The sequence below is a fragment of the Pseudomonas sp. NBRC 111138 genome (assembly GCF_001320835.1).
GTDB lineage: Bacteria > Pseudomonadota > Gammaproteobacteria > Pseudomonadales > Pseudomonadaceae > Aquipseudomonas > Aquipseudomonas paracarnis.
In genome coordinates this window covers 1-21,929 of record NZ_BCBO01000030.1, presented here as the reverse complement: position 1 = coordinate 21,929, position 21,929 = coordinate 1, and the positions used below count along the sequence as shown (strand labels likewise).

General features: G+C 60.6%; 21 protein-coding genes. 9 read left to right on the top strand and 12 right to left on the bottom strand.

The features are described from left to right. Positions 1-16: 16 nt before the first annotated feature. The 7 genes from pcaG to pcaR form a co-directional block, all read right to left on the bottom strand. Positions 17-583, bottom strand: coding sequence for a protocatechuate 3,4-dioxygenase subunit alpha (gene pcaG / locus APH41_RS05750; RefSeq protein ID WP_034125967.1), 567 nt, complete (start codon positions 581-583; stop codon positions 17-19). A gap of 1 nt (position 584) precedes the next feature. Beyond that, positions 585-1,289 carry a protocatechuate 3,4-dioxygenase subunit beta gene (gene pcaH / locus APH41_RS05745; RefSeq protein ID WP_054917934.1) on the bottom strand — a complete coding sequence of 235 codons (705 nt, stop codon included), beginning with the start codon at positions 1,287-1,289 and terminating at the stop codon, positions 585-587. Positions 1,290-1,310: 21 nt separating this feature from the next. Next, entirely contained in the window at positions 1,311-2,513 is a 1,203-nt protein-coding gene (gene pcaF, locus APH41_RS05740) for a 3-oxoadipyl-CoA thiolase (protein ID WP_172415466.1), read from the bottom strand. Then, the gene (locus tag APH41_RS05735; protein WP_034125965.1) at positions 2,510-3,289 is read right to left on the bottom strand and encodes a CoA-transferase subunit beta; all 780 of its coding nucleotides are present in this window, start codon (positions 3,287-3,289) and stop codon (positions 2,510-2,512) included. Before APH41_RS05735 ends, pcaF begins: the two co-directional genes overlap by 4 nt. Further along, positions 3,289-4,146: a CoA transferase subunit A gene (locus APH41_RS05730; protein WP_003189300.1), complete on the bottom strand. Its 858-nt coding sequence runs from the start codon at positions 4,144-4,146 to the stop codon at positions 3,289-3,291. Before APH41_RS05730 ends, APH41_RS05735 begins: the two co-directional genes overlap by 1 nt. A gap of 248 nt (positions 4,147-4,394) precedes the next feature. Next, entirely contained in the window at positions 4,395-5,735 is a 1,341-nt protein-coding gene (locus tag APH41_RS05725; RefSeq protein ID WP_054917929.1) for an MFS transporter, read from the bottom strand. A gap of 144 nt (positions 5,736-5,879) precedes the next feature. Beyond that, positions 5,880-6,722, bottom strand: a complete 843-nt coding sequence (pcaR, locus tag APH41_RS05720) for a pca regulon transcriptional regulator PcaR (protein ID WP_054917926.1) — start codon at positions 6,720-6,722, stop codon at positions 5,880-5,882. A 561-nt stretch (positions 6,723-7,283) separates the two neighbouring features. On the opposite strand from pcaR, the gene APH41_RS05715 reads away from it, so the two are divergent. Together APH41_RS05715 and APH41_RS05710 are read left to right on the top strand one after the other, a co-directional pair. Continuing rightward, positions 7,284-7,484, top strand: a complete 201-nt coding sequence (locus tag APH41_RS05715) for a hypothetical protein (RefSeq protein ID WP_003189295.1) — start codon at positions 7,284-7,286, stop codon at positions 7,482-7,484. A 315-nt stretch (positions 7,485-7,799) separates the two neighbouring features. Further along, positions 7,800-9,275, top strand: a complete 1,476-nt coding sequence (locus APH41_RS05710) for an inorganic phosphate transporter (protein WP_003189291.1) — start codon at positions 7,800-7,802, stop codon at positions 9,273-9,275. Positions 9,276-9,509: 234 nt separating this feature from the next. On the opposite strand, the gene ccoM is transcribed toward APH41_RS05710, so the two are convergent. Next, positions 9,510-9,626, bottom strand: a complete 117-nt coding sequence (gene ccoM / locus APH41_RS29565; protein ID WP_019817835.1) for a cytochrome c oxidase subunit CcoM — start codon at positions 9,624-9,626, stop codon at positions 9,510-9,512. Between the two features lie 143 nt (positions 9,627-9,769). Then, a complete protein-coding gene (locus tag APH41_RS29010; protein ID WP_005785860.1) occupies positions 9,770-9,931 on the bottom strand; it encodes a hypothetical protein in 162 nt (53 codons plus the stop codon). A gap of 133 nt (positions 9,932-10,064) precedes the next feature. Here APH41_RS29010 and APH41_RS05700 point away from each other — a divergent pair, with 133 nt between their 5' ends. The 3 genes from APH41_RS05700 to APH41_RS05690 all read left to right on the top strand — a co-directional run bounded on the left by APH41_RS05700 (position 10,065) and on the right by APH41_RS05690 (position 12,677). Continuing rightward, entirely contained in the window at positions 10,065-10,937 is an 873-nt protein-coding gene (locus APH41_RS05700; RefSeq protein WP_054917924.1) for a LysR substrate-binding domain-containing protein, read from the top strand. 91 nt (positions 10,938-11,028) lie between these two features. Next, the gene (locus tag APH41_RS05695) at positions 11,029-11,499 is read left to right on the top strand and encodes a RidA family protein (protein WP_054917922.1); all 471 of its coding nucleotides are present in this window, start codon (positions 11,029-11,031) and stop codon (positions 11,497-11,499) included. Continuing rightward, positions 11,496-12,677 carry an aminotransferase class V-fold PLP-dependent enzyme gene (locus APH41_RS05690; protein WP_054917919.1) on the top strand — a complete coding sequence of 394 codons (1,182 nt, stop codon included), beginning with the start codon at positions 11,496-11,498 and terminating at the stop codon, positions 12,675-12,677. Before APH41_RS05695 ends, APH41_RS05690 begins: the two co-directional genes overlap by 4 nt. On the opposite strand, the gene APH41_RS05685 is transcribed toward APH41_RS05690, so the two are convergent. Continuing rightward, positions 12,674-13,015: a hypothetical protein gene (locus APH41_RS05685; protein WP_014717286.1), complete on the bottom strand. Its 342-nt coding sequence runs from the start codon at positions 13,013-13,015 to the stop codon at positions 12,674-12,676. The two genes, APH41_RS05690 and APH41_RS05685, sit on opposite strands and share 4 nt — an antisense overlap. A gap of 219 nt (positions 13,016-13,234) precedes the next feature. Between APH41_RS05685 and rapA the strand changes: the two genes are divergently transcribed. Continuing rightward, on the top strand, positions 13,235-16,081 hold the full coding sequence (rapA, locus tag APH41_RS05680) for an RNA polymerase-associated protein RapA (RefSeq protein WP_054917917.1): 2,847 nt from the start codon (positions 13,235-13,237) through the stop codon (positions 16,079-16,081). A 175-nt stretch (positions 16,082-16,256) separates the two neighbouring features. Here the strand turns inward: rapA and APH41_RS05675 are convergent, their stop codons facing one another. Beyond that, on the bottom strand, positions 16,257-17,603 hold the full coding sequence (locus tag APH41_RS05675; RefSeq protein WP_034125959.1) for an MFS transporter: 1,347 nt from the start codon (positions 17,601-17,603) through the stop codon (positions 16,257-16,259). A 253-nt stretch (positions 17,604-17,856) separates the two neighbouring features. Here APH41_RS05675 and APH41_RS05670 point away from each other — a divergent pair, with 253 nt between their 5' ends. Together APH41_RS05670 and APH41_RS05665 are read left to right on the top strand one after the other, a co-directional pair. Beyond that, positions 17,857-18,225 (top strand): YkgJ family cysteine cluster protein, encoded by a 369-nt coding sequence (locus APH41_RS05670; protein WP_034125958.1) that lies wholly within the window; start codon positions 17,857-17,859, stop codon positions 18,223-18,225. Between the two features lie 139 nt (positions 18,226-18,364). Further along, positions 18,365-20,626: a bifunctional diguanylate cyclase/phosphodiesterase gene (locus tag APH41_RS05665; protein WP_054917915.1), complete on the top strand. Its 2,262-nt coding sequence runs from the start codon at positions 18,365-18,367 to the stop codon at positions 20,624-20,626. Positions 20,627-20,854: 228 nt separating this feature from the next. Here the strand turns inward: APH41_RS05665 and APH41_RS05660 are convergent, their stop codons facing one another. Then, on the bottom strand, positions 20,855-21,157 hold the full coding sequence (locus APH41_RS05660; RefSeq protein WP_034125956.1) for a DUF2288 domain-containing protein: 303 nt from the start codon (positions 21,155-21,157) through the stop codon (positions 20,855-20,857). A gap of 341 nt (positions 21,158-21,498) precedes the next feature. Between APH41_RS05660 and APH41_RS05655 the strand changes: the two genes are divergently transcribed. Continuing rightward, the coding region (locus APH41_RS05655) for an ABC transporter substrate-binding protein (RefSeq protein WP_156359031.1) at positions 21,499-21,929 on the top strand (431 nt) is incomplete at its 3' end.

Genomic DNA, 21,929 nt, shown 5'->3' with positions numbered 1-21,929 from the left:
ATCGTCAACAGCCAACTCAATAGTCGAAGAACACCGTTTCCTTATCTGTGCCCTGCAAAATCACATTCCACTGATATACCCCTGCCGCATCCGCCTGGGCAATCAAGGTGCCACGACGTCCTGCCGGCACACACGCCAGCAACGGGTCATCGCCGTTCAAGGCCTCACCGTCAAAATAAATCCGCGTCAGCAAGTGCTTCACCAACCCACGGGCAAACACCAGCACCACCAAATGCGGCGCTTGGGTGGTGCCCTTGAGCCCCGGCACACTGCCCGGCTTGATGGTGGTAAAACGAAAACGCCCTTCGGCATCCACCGGCACGCGGCCGAAACCTTCGAAGTTCGGGTCGAGCGCTTTGTCCTGCTCGTCTTCGGGGTGAGCATATTTGCCGACGGCGTTGGCCTGCCAGACTTCCAGCATGGCGTCGTTGACGACATCACCGTTGCCGTCCACCACTTGCCCGCTGATCGCCACGCGTTCGCCAAGGGTGGCGGTGACGGTCAGGTCTTCACGGTTCAGCCAGGTCAGGCCAATGTGGTAATACGGCCCGACGGTGTGGGACGTGGTCGCGTTGAGTGTCATCTCATTTCTCCATCGGCGTGGCGTCGCGGCCGCGCAGGACGATGTCCCAGCGGTAGCCGAGGGCATAGGAAGGAATGGTTTTTTCCAGGTCGAAGCTAGCGATCAAGCGTTGCTTGGCGCTGGTATCCGGCACGCAGTTGTAGATCGGGTCGTACTCCAGCAACGGGTCACCCGGGAAATACATTTGCGTCACCAGGCGCGTCAGCACGCTGGGGCCGAACAGCGAAAAGTGGATATGCGCCGGGCGCCAGGCGTTGTGGTGGTTGCCCCACGGGTAGGCGCCGGGCTTGATGGTCTGGAACTGGTACCAGCCATCGGCGTCGGTGACGGTGCGCCCGGTGCCGGTGAAGTTCGGGTCCAGGGGTGCATCGTGCAGGTCGCGCTTGTGGTTGTAGCGGCCGGCGGCATTGGCCTGCCAGATCTCCACGAGGATGCCCGGCACTGGCAGGCCGTTTTCGTCCAGCACACGGCCATGAATGATGATGCGCTCGCCTTGCGGCTCGCCCTCATGCTGGGCTGTCAGGTCGTTGTCCTTCTCATTGATACGTTCGGCGCCGATGGACGGGCCGGTGATTTCCGACAAGGAATGGGGCAGGAACACCAAAGGCTGGGACGGCGAACGCAGGTTCGTCGACTGATACGCCGGGTGCAGGTAATCAGGTTGAGTGCCCGCTTGCGGGCGCCGGTAACCGGGCTTGTCACTCATGGAGCAATCCTCTTTTATTGATCAGACGCGTTCAATCGCCAGGGCCAAGCCTTGGCCGACGCCCACGCACATGGTCGCCAGGCCTTTGCTGCCGCCGGTTTTTTCCAATTGGTGCAGGGCCGTCAGTACCAACCGCGCACCACTCATCCCCAAGGGATGGCCGAGGGCAATGGCGCCGCCGTTGGGGTTGACCTGGGGCGCATCGTCCGCAATACCCAGCTCGCGCAGCACCGCCAGGCCTTGGCTGGCGAAGGCTTCGTTGAGTTCGATCACATCAAAGTCGGTGACAGCCAACCCAAGGCGCTCCACCAGTTTGCGCACCGCCGGCACCGGGCCGATGCCCATCACGCGCGGGGCTACACCAGCACTGGCCATGCCCAGCACACGGGCGCGGGCGGTGAGGCCGTGTTGCTTGACGGCCTCGGCGCTGGCGAGGATCAGCGCGGCGGCGCCATCGTTGACGCCCGAGGCATTGCCAGCAGTGACGGTCTTGTCCGCGCCGTTGACCGGCTTGAGCTTGGCCAGGGCTTCCAGCGTGGTGTCCCGTGGGTGTTCATCGTGTTCCACCAGGGTTTCGCCTTTTTTATGGGCGACCCGCACCGGAACGATTTCCTCGGCAAAGAACCCGGCGGCCTGGGCAGCGGCGGTGCGTTGCTGGCTGCGCAGGGCGAAAGCGTCCTGGTCGACGCGGGAAACCTGATAGTCATCGGCCACGTTATCGGCCGTCTGCGGCATGGCATCCACGCCGTACTGGGCCTTCATCAGCGGGTTGATAAAGCGCCAGCCAATGGTGGTGTCTTCCAACTTCATGTTGCGCGAGAACGCCGCGTCGGCCTTGCCCATCACAAACGGAGCGCGGGACATCGATTCGACGCCACCGGCAATCGCCAGCTCCATTTCACCACTGGCAATCGCACGAAAAGCGGTGCCGATGGCATCCATGCCCGAGGCGCACAGGCGGTTGAGGGTCACTCCAGGAATACTTTCCGGCAGCCCCGCCAGCAGCAACGCCATGCGTGCCACGTTGCGGTTATCTTCACCTGCCTGGTTGGCGCAGCCGAGGAAGACTTCGTCTACGGCGCTCCAGTCCACCGACGGGTTGCGCTCGATCAGCGCCTTGATCGGCAGCGCCGCCAGGTCGTCGGCACGCACCGTGGACAGGCCACCGCCGAAACGGCCGATAGGTGTGCGAATGGCATCACAGATAAAAACCTCGCGCATCAGGCTTCTCCCGGTGCTTGGCCGTGGGCAGCCGCGGTGCGCGCTTCGAGGTCACGCAGGGCGGTCAGTTCGGTCTCGGTGGGTTCAGCGGTGGTGCTCACCTGGTCGGCAAAGCGAATCGCCCAGCCGGTGGCGGCGATCACTTGCTCGCGGGTTACGCCCGGATGCAGCGCAGTGACCACGAACTCATGACTGCCCTCCTCCGGCTCCATAATGCATAGGTCGGTAATGATGCCTACCGGGCCGGCGCCGGGCAGGCCCAGACGCTTGCGTGAGTCGCCACCTTCGCCGTGCCCCACAGAGGTGATGAAATCGAGTTTGTCGACAAACGAACGGGACGACTGCTTAAGGATGATCAACACGCTCTTGGCCGAACCTGCGATTTCCGGCGCGCCACCGGCACCCGGCAAACGCACTTTGGGCTGGTGATAATCACCGACCACGGTGGTGTTGATATTGCCGAAACGGTCGACCTGGGCCGCGCCGAGAAAACCGACATCAATGCGCCCGCCCTGCAGCCAGTAGCGAAAGATCTCACCGGTGGGCACCACAGTGTCGGCGGTCTCCGCCAGCTCGCCATCACCGATGGACAGCGGCAACACACTGGGCTTGGCCCCAATCGGGCCCGACTCGTAGATCAGCACCACATCCGGCGAGGACGTCAGGCGCGCCAGGTTGGCCGCCTTGGATGGCAGGCCGATGCCAACGAAGCACACCGAGCCGTTCTTGAGGCGACGTGCGGCGGCGACGGTCATCATTTCATTGGTGGAGTAAGCCATTACTTAGCCTCCTGCGCGGTGGCCAGCTTGGCCTGGAATTCACTGAAGTCGGCAGTGCCGTGGATGTATTCGTCGATCCAGGCGGTAAAGGTGCCACGGTCGCGGGCAATCGGGTCCCAAGCCTGGTAGAAACGGTTATCCCGCTCGTTGTAGCCGTGCGCGTAGGACGGATGGGCACCACCGGGTACGTGACACACCGCCGTCAGCGCCCAGGTCGGCAGCACGCAGCTGTTCATCGGCGCATTCAGGTCGTCGACGATTTCCTCGACGGTGACGATGCAGCGCTTGGCCGCCAGGGCCGCTTCCTTCTGCACCCCGAGAATGCCCCAGAGCAGCACGTTGCCTTTGCGGTCGGCTTTCTGCGCATGAATCACGGTAATGTCCGGACGCACCGACGGCACCGCCGCCAGCACTTCGCCGGTGAAGGGGCAGGTGACGGTCTTGATTAGCGGGTTGACCTTGGGCAAGTCGGAACCGGCGTAGGCACGCAACACCGCGAACGGCAGGCCGGAGGCACCGGCGACGTAGGCATTGGCCAGGTCGGCGTGGCTGTGCTCTTCGATCTCCAGCGCTTGCGGCCATTGTTTCTCTACCGCGTCGCGCAGCCGATGCAGGGAACCCACGCCCGGGTTGCCGCCCCAGGAGAAAATCAACTTGCGCGCACAGCCGGCACCGATCAACTGGTCGTAGATCAGGTCAGGCGTCATGCGCACCAGCGTCAGGTCTTTCTTGCCCTGACGAATGATTTCATGGCCTGCGGCCGTAGGGATCAGGTGGGTGAAGCCTTCGAGGGCGACGGTATCGCCGTCGTTCACGAAGCGCTTGACCGCATCACGCAGGGTGAGGATTTCAGCCATGGGGTTGGGCTCCCGGTGTTGATCGAAAAAGGCGCTGAGGTGGCGCCGAAGTGCTTGAAGGTTAAGCCGGGGAAATGGGCCGAACAATCCGATAATCGACTGAGTGTTCGATTATCGAACCGATTGTTGCTTAACTAACCATTGTAAGGAACAGGGTCAATGTGGGAGCTGGCTTGCCTGCGATGGCGCGAGTGGATTCAGCACCGATATCGCAGGCAAGCCAGCTCCCACAGGGGTAGCGATTGGTTTCAGGTGGCATCGGCATGGCTGACCATGCCCTTGATCACCACCGCTGCCGTGGCCAATGCCGCCGGAATCACCAGTGCCGTAAGCACCTGCTCGAAGTTCCAGCCCAGGCCCAGCAAAGTAGCGCCCATCCACGCCCCCAGAATCGCGCCGAAGCGGCCGATGCCGAGCATCCATGACACCCCGGTGGCACGGCCTTGGGTGGGGTAGAAACGTGCTGCCAGGGATGGCATTGCCGATTGCGCACCGTTGACGCACATCCCGGCGACCAGCACCAGGGTGGCCAACAGCGTGATGTTGCCCAGGCTCTGCCCCACCGCGTAGGCAAACACCCCGGCCAGCAGATAGAAAGTGCCGATCACTTTGTGCGGGTTGAACCGGTCCATCGCCCAGCCCACGCCCACCGCGCTCAATACTCCACCAAACTGGAACAGCGCTCCGATAAACGCGGCCTGTTCCATGCTCGCGCCGCTGTCACGCATCAAAGTGGGGAGCCAACTGGTCAGCAGGTAAACAATCACCAGGCCCATGAAGTACGTGAGCCACAACAGCAACGTGCCAGCGCTGTAGGTGCCCGAGAAGATCACCGCGAACACATTGCGGGCCTTGACGGTTTTTTGCTCCGGTACGCTGAACTGAGTGGCCTGGGCAACGATGTTTGGCTCGATGGGGGCAAGGGTCTTGCGTACCTTGTCGGTGCCTCGATTGCGTACCACCAGGTAGCGGGCAGATTCCGGTAGCCACACCAACAGCACCACCGCCAGGATCAACGGCAGGATGCCGCCTATCAGCAACAGGCTGTGCCAGCCGAACGCGGGAATCAGCTTGGCCGAAATAAACCCACCACCGGCCATGCCGAGGTTGAAGCCACAGAACATGCTGGTCACCAACAAGGATTTATGCCGCTCGGGTGTGTATTCAGACAACAAGGTGGTGGCATTCGGCATGCCGGCGCCCAGGCCCAGGCCGGTGAGAAAGCGCAGCACCAGCAATTGGTCGACATTGGTGCTGTAGGCCGACGCCAGACTGAACGCACCAAACACCAACACCGCGCCGACCAGCACGACTTTGCGGCCAAAGCGGTCGGCCAGCGGGCCGGAACCGAGTGCGCCAAACACCATGCCGATCAACGCGGCGCTCATCACCGGGCCCAGGCTGGCGCGGTCGATGCCCCAGTCCTGGGACAGTGCCGGCGCGATAAAGCCCATGGCGGCTGTATCGAGGCCGTCGAGAAAGACAATCAGGAAACACAGGATCACCACGCGCCACTGATAGCGCGAAAGTGGCTGGGTGTTGATAAAGGACTGTACGTCCAGGGTGGTACCGACAGAAGGCTGATTCATTATTTTTATTCCACACCGATGGCGGGCTGACGACCTGGGCCGTCATTCTTATTGGGCAGCTCCTCAGAGCGCTGCCGCACATTAATAAGCCAAGGGAAACAACGTCAATCGAGCCCGCCGGGATCTGTGCGGTCACCGAACAGCTTAGGCAAACAGTTGCGCACTCAGCTCACGGCTGGCGCTGAGCATGCTCGGTAGAAAGCGCTGCTCCAACTCACCGCGGCTGACCCGCCCGGCGTGGGTGCTGACATTCAGCGCGGCCAATACCTGGCCGGACGCGTCATACACCGGCACCGCGATGGAGCGCAGGCCCTGCTCCAGTTCCTGGTCGACAATGCACCAGCCCTGCTGACGCACCTGTTGCAGGCATTCGAATAACGCTTGCGGTGTTGTCAGGGTGCGGCTGGTCTTGGTTTGCAGGTCGGCATGGTCGAGATAGTCCTGCAGCGAGGCATCGTCGAGGGCGGCCAGCAGAATGCGGCCCATGGACGTGCAATACGCAGGCAGGCGCCCGCCCACCGACAGGTCAACCGAGATCAGGCGCTGGGTGGTAGCGGAACGAGCGATATAGAGGATGTCATCGCCTTCCAGGGTAGCCATGTTGCAGGCTTCATGGAGCTGCTCGCTCATGCGGTCCAGGTAAGGCTGTGCCGAAACGGCCAGCGGTGTGGACGACAGATAGGCGTGACCGAGGGTCAGCACCTTGGGCAACAGCGAGTAGGTGCGCCCATCCGTGGTGGCGTAGCCGAGCTTGATCAAGGTGTGCAGGCAACGGCGCACGGCGGCGCGGGGAATTTCGGTGCGGTGGCTGATCTGGGCGATGGTCAGGTGACGCTTGCGCTCCTGGAACGCCTGCACCACGGCCAGGCCACGGGCCAGGGACGTCATGAAATCCGGATCACCGGTGAATGCCTGGATGCGCTTGGCCGGTGAAGCCACGATCGGCGGCGCCACTGATGCAAAGGAGTTGCGCAATTGATCGTTCATTTCAACGGGCCTTCTCTTGTTATCACCACGGGAGGGTTGGCGGCTATTACAAGCCGTGCCGGCCGCCCTGCACAAGTCAACGCCGGTAACATTGGGCGATTATCGGACAACCATGCGATTATCGCATTTTGGCCGGCATGGGTGCAGATCCCGCAGATAACGTTCGAGATTTAGCTGATGTCGCCGAAAAGTGTAGGCATTTACCCTTCTATCAGTATGAATACAGATATGAAGATGACGCTGTTCACAAATACGTCGGCGATATGTAACAAAACCCAAGCACGCCGTTGACGCTTTTTAACTTCATGATGATAGTGTTATTCAAATGCGCCGCTATAATGCAACCTGTGCAGAGGTCAGCCCGGTATCACTATCGGGAGGGGAGCTCACCAGGTATTGCAAGCTGCAGGCAACGCCGGTCACAAGTACTCGCTTAAAAGAACGGCCCTCAGGCCCGTATACCAACTTGAACGGTTCGACTGTTCTATTTGGAATCGCCCCGAGCACGACTTTCAGGCATGACACTGCGCAATCAATAACTCAACTCAATTAGGTAATACTGTGACGAAAGATGAACTGCGCGCGGAACTTGAGCGCCAGGAGCAACGTTACAAGGACGTCTACGGCGGGGAAGTCACCACCTACGCCGCGCAACCTGAGCCGGAACGCAAACCATGGCGCAAACGAGCCAGCCTGCTGGATCAGGCATTTGCCCAGGAAATCCAAAAAATCGAGCAGGAACTCAAGACCGAGGAGCCCTGAGCACTTCGGTCGAGTTCAGCGCCTTGCAGTCGCTGCCGGTCAAGCACTGGTTCAGCGGCCGCTGGTCAGTAACCTACAGCTACCCACGAAATTTCATACAAATGTTTCAGGCATGGCGTTTTCATGACAAAAGTCCGCCTTCCGCGGCCTGCGCTTTATAAATCAAAGACTTGCCAAAGCCCCGAAAACCCTGGGATACGTGTGTCTTGCCGGTTTTTTTTCCAGGAAGATTGTTACCGATGAGCAGCTAATGCATCGATTACTGATGTTTTCTGGCATAATCGCGCCCCCTTACGACCGGGTCAGAAAACCTTCATGATCGATTTATTCAGCGGACTGGATGCTTGGGTTCTCGTGAGCCTGTTGCTCGCCCTGGCCTTTGTCCTCGCCTTCGAGTTCATCAATGGCTTTCATGACACCGCTAACGCGGTGGCCACAGTCATCTATACCAAAGCCATGCCGCCACACCTGGCCGTGTTCTTCTCCGGGGTGTTCAATTTCCTCGGGGTATTGCTCGGTGGTGTCGGTGTCGCCTACGCCATCGTGCACTTGCTGCCGGTGGAGTTACTGATCAATGTGAACACCGGCCACGGCTTGGCAATGGTCTTCTCGTTGTTGGCGGCGGCGATCACCTGGAACCTGGGCACCTGGTACTTCGGTATCCCCGCCTCCAGCTCCCACACCCTGATCGGCTCGATCCTCGGTGTCGGCCTGGCCAATGCATTGATCAACGACATCCCCCTGGCTGACGGTGTGAACTGGCAGAAGGCCGTGGATATCGGCGCCTCCCTGGTGTTCTCGCCGATGGCGGGCTTCCTGGTCGCCGCCCTGGTGCTGATCGGCCTGAAGTGGTGGCGCCCGCTGTCTAAGATGCACAAGACCCCGGACCAGCGCCGCAAGCTCGACGACAAGAAGCACCCGCCGTTCTGGAACCGCCTGGTCCTGGTGATTTCGGCCATGGCTGTAAGCTTCGTGCACGGCTCCAACGATGGCCAGAAAGGCATCGGCCTGATCATGCTGGTACTGATCGGTATCGTGCCGGCGCAGTTCGTATTGGACCTGGGCAGCACAACTTACCAGATCGAACGTACCCGCGACGCCACCCTGCACTTGAACCAGTTCTACCAGCGCAACCACGAGACCCTCGGTGAGTTCCTGGCCCTGGGCAAAAGCGTGAAGGATGACCTGCCGGGCAAGTTCCGCTGCAACCCGCAGCAGACCGAACCGACGATCAACGCGCTGCTGGGCACCCTCAAGGGCGTCTCGGACTACCACTCGCTGACGGCCGACCACCGCATCGAAGTGCGTCGCTACCTGCTTTGCCTGGATGACACCGCGAAAAAGGTCGGCAAGCTGCCAGGCTTGGACTCCCGTGAGAAGTCAGACCTCGACAAGCTGCGCAAAGACCTGACCGCCACCACCGAGTACGCTCCGTTCTGGGTGATTCTCGCGGTCGCACTGGCCCTGGGCCTGGGCACCATGGTGGGCTGGAAGCGCGTGGTACTGACCATCGGTGAGAAGATCGGCAAGCAAGGCATGACCTATGCCCAGGGCATGTCGGCGCAAATCACCACGGCCACCATGATCGGCTTTGCCAATATCTTCGCCCTGCCAGTGTCCACCACCCACGTCCTGTCTTCTGGCGTGGCGGGCACCATGGTTGCCAACAAAAGCGGCCTGCAAGGTGGCACCGTCAAGACCATCCTGATGGCCTGGGTATTGACCTTGCCAGCGACCGTAGGCCTTTCGGCCGGGTTGTTCTGGTTGGCGTCCAAGGCTTTGGGCAACTGATAGCCAGCCGGCAATAAAAAAGGTGCGATCCGCGAGGGTCGCACCTTTTTTTATGCTCGTTCCCACGCTCTGCGTGGGAATGCCGCCACGGACGCTCCGCGTCCCACTCGCGCACGGGTGACGCGTAGCGTCACAGGATGCATTCCCACGCGGAGCGTGGGAATGATCAAGCCAAAAAAAAGGGCGACCGAAGTCGCCCAAAATGCCTTGCGTGCTCATGTAACCCGGAAAGACTTAAGGTTTTTTACGCTTGTTCGCGTCTTTCCAGATAAAAAATCCAAACCCTACAAAAAACAGCACCATGAGGCTAACAGTCAGCACTCCGGCGAAAACCACATTATCGAAAAACATGACCGGCCTCCTGCACTTGCCCTGTTGCGATAGGGCTAAGTTAATGGAGAAGGCGCAGTGGGAAATTGACCAGGATCAATGTCGCCCACAACGGGGCGTAAAGAAGGGGAATAACTGACCTGCATCAATGGATACAGGACGTTTCAACGCTTTTTCGGCTTGTTCTTGGACTTTTTCTTGGGCTTGCCCAAGGGCATGGCTTGTTCAAAGGCTTGGCGCACTTCATTCAAGCGTTTGTCATTGAGGTCGTGCACGCGCTTGGCACGTTCGGCGTTCAGGTCGATCAGCTTGTCGTCATCACTCATGGCTTGGCTTACGTCGTGGCGGGAATGCCTCAATAATGCGGCCTGCCCCGCCCGACGGCAATTAAGCGGGCGACAAAATGCAGGCCATCGACCAAAATCGGCACTTTCTACCCTGCCCAGGAGGCGCATCCAGGTGGCCTTGCACAACGACCTTCCACCGCTGCTGGCCCTGCGCGCCTTCGAGGCCGTGGCGCGGCACTTGAGTTTTATCAAGGCGGCCAACGAGTTGTCGGTGACCCAAAGCGCGCTGAGCCACCAGGTACATAAGCTCGAACACCACCTGGGCAAACCGTTGTTTATCCGGCGAACCCGTGCGATTGACCTGACGTTGGCCGGGCAAGATTACTACGCGCAAATCCGCCCAGCCCTGGACGCCATCGCCGCTGCGACGCGCAACCAACGGGGTGCGCCCAGCGCCAGTGTGTTGCGTATCGGCTTGCTGGCATCCTTTGCCACGTTATGGCTGGCGCCGCGCCTGGCCGAGTTTCTACGGTGCTACCCGCATATCCAGGTGGAGTTGCTGCCCGCCATTCAACTGGCCAACGTCGCCACGGCAGAGGTTGACCTGGCCATCCGCTACGGCAAGGGCGACTGGCCCGACGTGCGCGCCACACGCCTGATGGCCGAAACCCTGTCACCGGTATGCAGCCCTGGGTTCAAAGCCAGGCAGATCGCTAGTGGCGCGCTGTTGATGGCGACCTCCCACCGCCCTTTCGAGTGGACCGATTGGTCGGCCCATTACCAGGTCAACCTTGAACACCACCCCCGCGTGATGCTGCATGACTACAACATCGTGGTCGAAGCGACCGTGGCCGGCCAGGGGATCGCCATGGGCCGCCATCGCCTGATCGAACGCAGGCTCCAGGACGGCAGCCTGGTAGAGGCCTTTGACTGGCCGCCCTATCACAGCGATATAGGCTATTGGCTGATCGCACCTCAGCGCCCGCTCAGTGAGGCGGCTGAATGCTTCAGCCAGTGGTTGAAGCAGGCGTGTGCCGACGCGTGAGGTTTTTCGATACGTCGGTTGAGATCTATCCGTTTGTCGCCCCTCGCCACCGCCAACATGCTGGAACCTTCTGACACCAGAGGATTTCACCATGACCGATTCCATCCGCCAGCGCGTACACGCCCTCGGCCTGACACTGCCCACGCCCAGCCAACCCGCTGCCAACTACGTCAATCATGTGATCAGCCAACACCAGCTGTTCATCTCGGGACAAATTCCCATGACCGATGGCAAACCCGCCTACATTGGCCGGCTGGGCGATTCTCTCAGCGATGAAGATGGCGCCCGAGCGGCGGAATTGGCGGCGCTGGGCCTGCTGGGGCAATTGAGCGACGCGTTGGGCGATGACCTGTCGCGGGTGGTGCGCACCCTGCGCCTGGGCGTGTTCATTGCCAGCAGCGCCGACTTCCAGCGCCAAAGCCTGGTCGCCAATGGCGCTTCGAACCTGCTGGTCAACGCCCTCGGCGACAAGGGCCGACACGTGCGCACCGCCGTAGGGGTTTGCAGTCTGCCGGCTGGTGTCGCCGTGGAAGTGGACGCCATTTTCGAGCTGCAGCCATGACCCCGCTGCAAGTCCAGCACTTGCGAGAAGCCACGCCCGGTTGCCAGTCCGGCATCGTGCACTTCAACCACGCAGGGGCATCCTTGCCCAGCCAGGCGACGCTCGACGCCATCATCGAACAGCTGCAACGCGAAGCCCGCGACGGCCCGATGGAGGCCGGAGAACAGGGTGCCGTCTTAGTGGAAAAGGCCCGCCGAGCCGCCGGGCAACTGCTCAATGCGCCCGCCTCATCGATTGCCTTCGCCAGCAGTGGCTCGACGGCCTGGAGCATGGCCTTCCAGGCGCTGGGGCCATGGCAGCCGGGCGATCGTATTCTAGTGGGGCGCCACGAATGGGGCGGTAACCTGGCGAGCATGGAACTGGCCGTTCAAGCCGGGGCGCGGGTGGAGGTCATCCCGTGCGATGCCAGCGGCGCGGCCTGCCCGGTGGCGTTGGAGGCGATGCTGGATGCCAAGGTGAAGCTGATCGACCTCACCTGGCTGCCGGCCAACGGTGGCTTGATCAACCCGGCCCAGGCCATCGGCGATGTGGCCAAGCGGCATACCATTCCCTACTTCATCGACGCGGGCCAAGCCGTCGGCCAGGTGCCGGTGGATGTGCAAGCGTTGCAGTGCGATGTGCTCAAGTCCGCCGGCCGCAAACACCTGCGCGGGCCTCGCGGTACCGCGCTGCTGTATATCAGGCCGGGTTTTCTGCCGCATCTGAACCCGGCCCAACGCGACGTGTTTTCAGCGCCCTGGACCGCCGAAGGCTTCGACCTGCGCAACGACGCCCGGCGCTTTGAAACCAGCGAAGTCTCTTTCGCCCTGCTGGCCGGCCTGGGCAATGCGTTGCACGAGATCAATCAACTGGGGATTGAGCAAGTATGGCAAAGGGTCTCGAAGACCAGCGCGCGAATCCGCGAAGCACTGCGTCAGATACCGGGAATTACCTTGCATGACTTAGGCAGAACGCATTCAGGCTTGATCGCGTTCAACCTGGCAGGCTGGGACAGCTTTGAACTCAAGCAACGCCTGGCCTGCAAGCGCATCAACATCGGCGCCAATGGCGTGGCCTACACCCCGCTGGATATGCAAGCACGTGGGTTGAACAGCATTGCGCGCATCTCCGTCAGCCCGCTCAACACCGATGACGAGATTGAGTTACTGGTGAAGGCCCTGCGCGAACTGAACGATTAAACCTCGATATCCACCCACAGGCCCTGGCGCGGCGCGTCTTCGATCAGCGGCGCCACGGGCACGGTGTTGTCAGCGTTGAGCAAGTCGCCAGGAATCGGCAAATGCTGCTCCGCGTCGTCGTCGGCTTCGCGCCGACGTTTCTGCTGCTCCTGCTGGCGACGCTGCTCTTCGCGCAGCAGAAAGGTCGATTGCTCGGCATCGCCTTTTTTCAGGTCGATCGTGCTCTCGTTGGAGCCCGGCTGAACGGGCACTACCGGCGGAATATCCGGTTTCTGGCGTGCCGGGTCGAGTTGCGACGTGACCGGCACAACACTGACGGGCAGCATGGGTGGCAGCATGATAATTATTCTCCTGATCAACAGGCTGTCGGCGGGTGGCAGGGCGACTTGAGCACCCGCGTGCCAAGCTGTGACTCAGTCGACACTCTCAAGTGCCCGCCACCCGTCGATTCAATTTCCGCCTGCCCGTACAAACAGCGTAGTTTTTGTCAGAGTTCTTGGGCGCCGGGCCGTGTTCCGTTAACATAGTCGGCTTTTTCACGGCGGGAGTCAGGCAGCATGGCGCAGCAGTATCAACCGGGGCAACGCTGGATTAGTGACAGCGAAGCAGAGCTGGGGTTAGGCACCGTTCTGGCACAGGACGGCCGCTTGTTGACCGTGCTCTATCCGGCCACTGGCGACACTCGCCAGTATGCGCTACGGAATGCGCCCCTCACTCGCGTGAGGTTTTCGCCGGGTGACACCATCACCCATTTCGAAGGCTGGAAAATGACCGTACAGGAAGTCGACGACGTCGATGGCCTGCTGGTCTACCACGGCCTCAATGGGCAGAACGAGCAGGTCACCCTGCCAGAAACCCAACTGTCCAACTTCATCCAGTTCCGCCTGGCCAGTGACCGTCTGTTCGCCGGGCAGATCGACCCGCTGGCGTGGTTCTCACTGCGCTACCACACCCTGGAACACACCAGCCGCCAGTTGCAGTCCTCGCTGTGGGGCCTGGGTGGCGTACGCGCCCAACCGATTGCCCACCAACTGCACATCGCCCGCGAAGTCGCTGACCGTATCGCGCCACGCGTGTTGCTGGCGGACGAAGTGGGGTTGGGCAAGACCATCGAAGCAGGCCTGGTGATCCATCGCCAACTGCTCTCGGGCCGTGCCAACCGCGTACTGATCCTGGTCCCGGAAAACCTGCAGCACCAATGGCTGGTGGAAATGCGCCGCCGCTTCAACCTGCAGGTTGCGCTGTTCGATGAAGAGCGCTTTATCGAAAGCGATGCCACCAACCCGTTCGAAGACACCCAGCTTGCACTCGTTGCGCTCGAATGGCTGGTGGACGACGAGAAGGCCCAGGACGCGCTGTTCGCCGCCGGCTGGGACTTGCTGGTAGTCGACGAAGCCCACCACCTGGTGTGGCACGAAGACAAGGCCAGCGCCGAATACTCGCTGGTCGAACAACTGGCCGAAGTGATTCCCGGCGTGCTGCTGCTCACCGCCACCCCGGAACAACTGGGCCAGGATAGCCATTTTGCGCGCCTGCGCCTGCTGGACCCGAACCGCTTCCACGACCTGCAAGCCTTCCGCGCCGAGAGCGAAAACTATCGCCCGGTGGCCGAAGCCGTGCAGGAGCTGCTGGACAAGGGCCGCCTGTCGCCGACCGCGCACAAGACCATTCAAGGCTTCCTCGGTGACGAAGGTGAAGCCCTGCTCACCGCCGTCAACGATGGCGACACCGAGGCGAGCGCACGCCTGGTGCGTGAACTGCTGGACCGCCACGGCACCGGCCGCGTGCTGTTTCGCAACACCCGTGCTGCGGTGCAAGGCTTCCCCGAGCGCAAGCTGCACGCCTACCCGCTACCGAACCCGGACGAATACCTCGAACTGCCCCTGGGCGAACACGCCGAGCTGTACCCGGAAGTCAGCTTCCAAGCGCAACCGGACATCGAGGAAGAGAACCGCTGGTGGCGTTTCGACCCTCGGGTCGAGTGGCTGATCGACCAGTTGAAAATGCTCAAGCGCACCAAGGTCCTGGTGATCTGCGCCCACGCTGAAACCGCCATGGACCTGGAAGACGCGCTGCGTGTGCGCTCCGGCATCCCGGCCACGGTGTTCCACGAAGGCATGAATATTCTGGAGCGTGACCGCGCCGCTGCCTATTTTGCCGATGAAGAGTTCGGTGCCCAGGTGCTGATCTGCTCGGAAATCGGCAGTGAAGGCCGCAACTTCCAGTTCTCCCATCACCTGGTGCTGTTCGACCTGCCGTCCCACCCCGACCTGCTGGAACAGCGTATCGGGCGCCTGGACCGGATCGGCCAGAAACACGTGATCGAACTGCACGTGCCCTACCTGGAAACCAGCCCGCAAGAGCGCCTGTTCCAGTGGTACCACGAGGCGCTCAATGCCTTCCTCAACACCTGCCCGACCGGCAACGCCTTGCAGCATCAGTTCGGCCCACGCCTGCTGCCCTTGCTGGAAGCCGCCGACGACGGCGAGTGGCAAGCCCTGATCGACGCAGCCCGTGCAGAGCGCGAGCGCCTGGAGCAGGAGTTGCACACCGGACGGGACCGTTTGCTCGAACTCAATTCCGGCGGCGCCGGCGAAGGCGATGCGCTGGTCGAGGACATCCTCGAACAAGACGACCAGTTCGCCCTGCCGATCTACATGGAAACCCTGTTCGACGCATTCGGCATCGACAGCGAAGACCATTCGGAAAACGCGCTGATCCTCAAGCCCAGCGAAAAAATGCTCGACGCCAGCTTCCCCCTGGGCGACGACGAGGGTGTAACCATCACCTACGACCGTAACCAGGCGCTGTCGCGCGAAGACATGCAGTTCATCACCTGGGAGCACCCGATGGTGCAAGGCGGCATGGACCTGGTGCTGTCCGGTTCCATGGGCAACACCGCCGTGGCGCTGATCAAGAACAAGGCGCTCAAGCCAGGCACCGTATTGCTTGAACTGCTGTATGTCAGCGAAGTGGTCGCCCCGCGCTCCCTGCAACTGGGTCGCTACCTGCCACCGGCCGCCTTGCGCTGCCTGCTGGATGCCAACGGCAATGACCTGTCGGGCCGCGTGTCGTTCGTAACCTTGAATGACCAGCTGGAAAGCGTGCCACGGGCCAGCGCGAACAAATTCGTACAGGCGCAGCGCGACCAACTCACACCGCGCATCAACGCCGGTGAAGAGAAGATCGCCCCGCGTCACGCCGAGCGTGTAGCCGAAGCCAAGCGTCGCCTGGCGGCAGACACCGACGAAGAGCTGGCGCGCCTGACCGCGCTGCAAGCGGTCAACCCGACCGTACGTGACAGCGAGCTGGTTGCCTTGCGCAACCAGCGCGAGCAAGGCCTGGCCATGCTCGATAAAGCGGCACTGCGACTGGAAGCGATTCGCGTGTTGGTGGCGGGTTGATAATCCGCTGAACGTAAAAGGCCCGCGCAATGCGGGCCTTTTTATTAGCCTTAGAGATCGTTCCCCCGCTCGGCGTGGGAATGCATCATGTGACGCTCTGCGTCACGACTTTTAAGCGGACGCAGAGCGTCCAGAGCGGCGTTCCCATGCAGAGCATGGGAACGATCACTCTGTCTCACGCCGTTGCCGCCGCTGCCGGCACCTCAACCGCACTCAACCCTTCCTTCATCCGCTTGGCATCACGCACAAAACTGCGAGAGGCCTGGAACAGAAACAGCATGGTCAAGAACAACGCCACTGGAATCAGGTACATGGCGTCATGCAAGCCTACCGCTTTATAAGCCTCTGTCATCTGCTGCGCCCCAGCCGCATACATCGCTGAATGGGCAAAGTGATCGGACAACGCCCCGACCACCACCGGCCCCATGCCACCGCCGAGCAGATACAGCCCGGCAAAGAACAGCGCCATCGCCGTTGCGCGCAAGCGTGGTTCGACTACGTCCTGGATCGCGGTATACACGCAGGTATAGAAGTTGTAGGCAAACAGCCAGCCCACACTGAACAGCGCGACAAACACCCCGATTTCGACACGCCCGGCATGCAATGCCCAGGCGGTGGTGACCGTGGAGATGATCAAGCTGAAGGCGGCGAACAACAGTCGGCCATTGGCGACTCGCTGATGAATCTTGTCGGCAATCCAGCCCCCCAGCGTCAAGCCCACCAAACCGGTCAGGCCGACGATGACACCCGTCGCGACGGCCGCGTCCTGCAACGGCATGAGGAAATAGCGCTGCAGCATCGGCACCAGGAACGAGTTGCACGCATAGGTGGCAAAGTTAAAGCACAACCCGGCCAGCACCAGCCACAGAAAGGTCGGCACAGCCAGCACGCGACGGATCGGGCGGTCGACGCGCTCTTGGGAGACTTGCACGGTTTCCGCCGCACCACGCTTGGGTTCTTTTATGTAGAACATAAACACCGCAAGGATCAGACCCGGCACCGCCGCAATAAAGAAGGGCGCGCGCCAGCTGTCGAACGCCTTGACCATCGCACCGATCGTAAAGAACGCCAGCAACAGGCCCAACGGCAGGCCAAGCATGAAAATCCCCATGGCTCGGGCACGGCGGTGGGCGGGAAAGAGGTCGCCAATCAGCGAATTGGCCGCGGGTGCATAGCTGGCTTCGCCGATGCCAATGCCCATGCGTACCAGCAGGAAGGTCCAGAAACTGCCGACCATGCCGTTGACCGCCGTCAGCCCGCTCCAGGCGAACAGGCCCCAACCCATCAACTTGCTGCGTGAACCGGTGTCGGCCAGGCGCCCGAGCGGCAGCCCGGCAATGGCGTAGACGATGGTAAAAGCGGTGCCGATGATACCGAGCTGGAAGTCGCTCAGGTGCCATTCCATGCGGATGGGCTCAATGATGATCGCGGGAATGGTGCGGTCAAAAAAGTTGAACAGGTTAGCGAGGAACAGCAGGAACAGAATGCGCCAGGCATTCGCCGCTTGGGTCGAGTTCTGCATGGGTCCGTCTCTTTTATTGTTATGAGAGCTGCGATGCCCGATGCATCCTGCTCAGGTCACTGCAACATAGTCAGGCTGGCAGTGATTGTCTGTAATGATTCGTAAAGCTGATAGGGCATGATTTCACCCAGGCAACAGCGGATTTTGCCCACAAAAATATAAGTGCGTGCCCCTCTTCCCAATGGCGATGGCACGGATAGAATGGCGAGCCTTTCGTAGCACCCTCCTCCTACTTTTCTTATTGATGACGCCCATGTCCGAAGCCAGTCCGTGTCTGAATTGCGGTGCCTGCTGTTCACACTTTCGCGTGTCTTTCTTCTGGGGTGAGTGCGCCTCGTCCGGGGGCACGGTGCCCGATGACCTGGTGGTGCAGATCAACCCCAGCCGCGTGGCGATGATCGGCACCGATCAGAAACCTGCACGGTGCTGCAGCCTTGAAGGTGAAGTCGGACAGGCCACCAGCTGCTCTATTTATGAGCAACGCTCCAGCGTATGCCGTGAGTTCGACTCGTCCTGGAGCCAGGGCGAGCAAAATGTCGATTGCGACGCCGCCCGTGCCGCATTCGGCCTGGCGCCGCTGGAAGCCCCACACTTCGAACTCGACCTGCCCATCAGCGCTTAGCACCAAACGCTATGGAAGGCATGTCAAAATAATTTGAGATCAAAACGCCATTACTCATGGCAAATCTTCGGAGACTTCTATACTCGATCTCATCGGTCATCGCCTCTGGCAGTGACATGGCTCTATGACGGGATACGCTATGGAATGGCTGGGGCAGCACTTTTTTACCGACCTTCCAGACAGTGGGCATTTATTACTCAATTGCAGTCATAACCCCTTTCTGGTGCTACTGGCGTACCTGGTCGCCTGCGCGGCGGGCTTCGGTACGCTGGACATGGCCGAACGTGTGGGCCATGTCGAAGACCCCACCGCCCGCCGCCATTGGCGCTGGCTGGGCGCGGGTTGCCTGGCAGGCGGAATCTGGTCGACCCATTTCATCAGCATGCTGGCGTTCCAGGCCCCCATCGCCATTCACTACGAATTGATCATGACGTTCGCCTCGCTGCTGATCGCCCTGATCGCGTCGCTGCTCGCCATGCAGACCCTCAGTCATACCCACCTGCGTTTTCATCAGTACCTGATGGCTTCGGTGTGGATGGGACTGGGTATCGCGCTGATGCACTACGTGGGCATGTCGGCCATGCGCTCCCAGGCCCAGGTGTACTTCGAAACACGGCTGTTCCTGGCCTCGGTGGCGATTGCCATTGGCGCCAGCCTGGCGGCATTGTTGCTGTCCAGCTACCTGCGCAACGGAGCCGGCGTGTTTCACCAGTTGCTCAAATACGCCGCCAGCCTGGTGCTGGGAGCCGGAATCCTGAGCATGCATTTCACCGGCATGGCGGCCATGCAAATGCTGGTGCCCGGTGGCGCGGATCTTTCATTGCCGGTGGATGGCAGCCCGATTCAACTGGGGTTGTCGGTGGCGGTAATTACCTTGCTGGTGATCGGCAGTAGTGTCAGCGCAGCCCTGGCAGATAAAAAGCTGCAGCACAAAGAGCGGGACCTGCGCCGGGTCAATGCGCTGCTCAGCGAACTCGACCAGGCCCGCGCCTCACTGCAACAAGTGGCCCACTTCGATGCGCTGACCAGCCTGCTCAACCGCCGTGGTTTCAATCAGATCTTCGCGGAAAAGGTTGCGGAAAAAACCCGAAGCCAAGGCATGCTGGCGGTAATCTTTCTCGACATTGATCACTTCAAGCGCATCAATGACAGCCTTGGCCACGATGCGGGCGACCAGTTGCTCACGGTGCTGGCCGGGCATATCAAGGGCTCGATACGCAGCCATGAAGATGTAGTGGCACGCTTTGGCGGCGATGAATTCTGCATTCTGATCACTATTCATCACCGCGACGAAGCCCGGCAGATGGCCCAGCGCATCATGCAGAAGATGAAAGAGCCCATCGAGCTGGCTGGCCGGCGCATGGTGATGACCACCAGCATCGGCATCAGCCTGTTTCCCGAGGACGGCCACACCTGCGAAGAGCTGCTGAAAACTGCCGACCTGGCGCTGTACCAATCCAAGGACGCCGGGCGCAACAGCTTGCACTTCTTCAGCTCCAACCTGAAAACACGCGCGTTCCTTGAGCTGCAACTGGAGGAGGAACTGCGCGCCGCCTTGCGTACGCGCAACCAGCTGGTGCTGTTTTATCAGCCGATCTTCGACATGAAGCTGGGCAAGGTCACGCGCCTGGAAGCCCTGGTGCGCTGGCAACACCCCCAGCACGGACTCCTGGCTCCGGACCGCTTTATCGGCATTGCCGAGAACAACGGGCTGATTGCCGAGCTGGACCACTGGGTATTGCGCCAGGCCTGTCACGACCTGAGCCTGTTGTCTGACCGGGGCTACACCGAGTTGATCATGGCGGTAAACTGCTCGGCGTTGAACCTGGCGCGTGACGAACTGGCCGATGAAATCGAAGACGCCCTGCGCTTCGCCGGAATAGGCACCAACCGACTTGAACTGGAAGTCACTGAAAATGCGCTGATGGGCAACATCAGCAGCACCCTGGCACTGTTGCGGCAAATTCGCGCCCTGGGTGTGTCACTGGCCATCGATGACTTCGGCACTGGCTATTCGTCGCTGGCTTATCTCAAGCGCTTGCCGCTCAACACCTTGAAGATCGACCGCTCGTTTATCCAGGACATTCCCAAATCCACCGCAGACGGTGAAATCGTCCAGGCGGTTATCGGCATGGCCCACACCCTGCACTTACAGGTGGTTACCGAAGGCGTGGAAACCCAGGCACAGTTCGAGTTGCTGCTCAAGCATGGCTGTGACTACATCCAAGGCTACCTGCTCAGCCCGGCGGTGCCTTTCAATGACATCATCGGCGTGATGCAGGGGATTGCCATGCGCAACCCGCTATACCCGCTCAGCGTGGAGAACAACGACGCTCCACAGCCAAAAGACCCGGCGCCAGGGCGTATCGGCCCGCCGTCTATTGTCAGGCCGATTCGCTGAGACCCAGGCACGGGGAGTGGTGGTGTAATCGCTGCTTCTCTTCACGCCGGGTCATACCTGGAAACAATTGCGCCACTCATTCCCTCGGACCTCAACTGTTCCCGTGACGCTTACGTCACCCTCGGCTGTGACCTTTCTCTACGGCAAGGTGCCATCACGCGTTCAGCGGTTACTCGGCTACACACTTCAGCGCGTGAAAAATACGCACCTTTTTCGTGCGCGCCATTCTTATGCTGCCCTTTCCTGGATCAGGATCCATGGCGAGACCACCACTGCCCATAAGCTTGGATCCCGTTCGACCAGGTCCAATGCCCGCGTCGCAGACACCTCGCCAAGGGTGCCTGCAGCCAGCCAGGCGGCGACTTTGTCACGGTTGTCTTCGGCCATTCCTTCGGCGGCCTCGATCAAATCCAGGCCGGCATCGACCCACAATAGGGCACCCTTGGCAAAGAACGGTTCAAGCTCCTTCCAGGAAATTTCGGCGGTTTCACCGAGCAGCTTGGCATAGAGGGTGCTTGGTTCTTGCGTCATGGGAATTCACCTGAGTAGAAAATCGGCGCAATCATAGCCCCGTCGCTCAGGCAGAAAAACCCAGTAGCAAATGAAGTAGCGATTGAAACTGCCAGGAAAGCCAAGGAATGCCTTGAAAGCTGTTAGGAGCCCGGCGCAATTCTGTCTTTTTCTTTCACTTAAGCGACATACCCAGGTTTTGCCCCCAGCTGCCAGCTTTTCAAGCGATCAGCCGGCGCTCTACACTGTACCGGTACAGTTGCCAGGGCAATGCCGGGGGGATATCCGCGATATCTGATCCGGTTCTGCAGCTCACAAGGCCGCTAGAACTATAAAAAATACAACAGTAAGAGTGGAGCACTATGAATAAGGCTACTAAGCAGATTTCCAAACTGTTTGCCGCTATGGTCCTGGCTGGGGTTGCCGGCCATTCGTTCGCAGCCGACACCATCAAGATCGGCATCGCCGGTCCCAAGACCGGTCCGGTGACGCAATACGGCGACATGCAATTCATGGGTGCCAAGCAAGCCATCAAAGACATCAACGCCAAGGGCGGCGTAGACGGCAAGATGCTTGAGGCCAAGGAATACGACGACGCTTGCGATCCAAAACAAGCCGTGGCCGTTGCCAACAAAGTGGTCAATGATGGCGTCAAGTTCGTCGTCGGCCACCTCTGCTCCAGCTCCACTCAGCCAGCGTCGGATATCTATGAAGACGAAGGCGTCATCATGATTACCCCAGCCGCCACCAGCCCGGAAATCACCTCCCGTGGCTACAAGCTGATTTTCCGCAC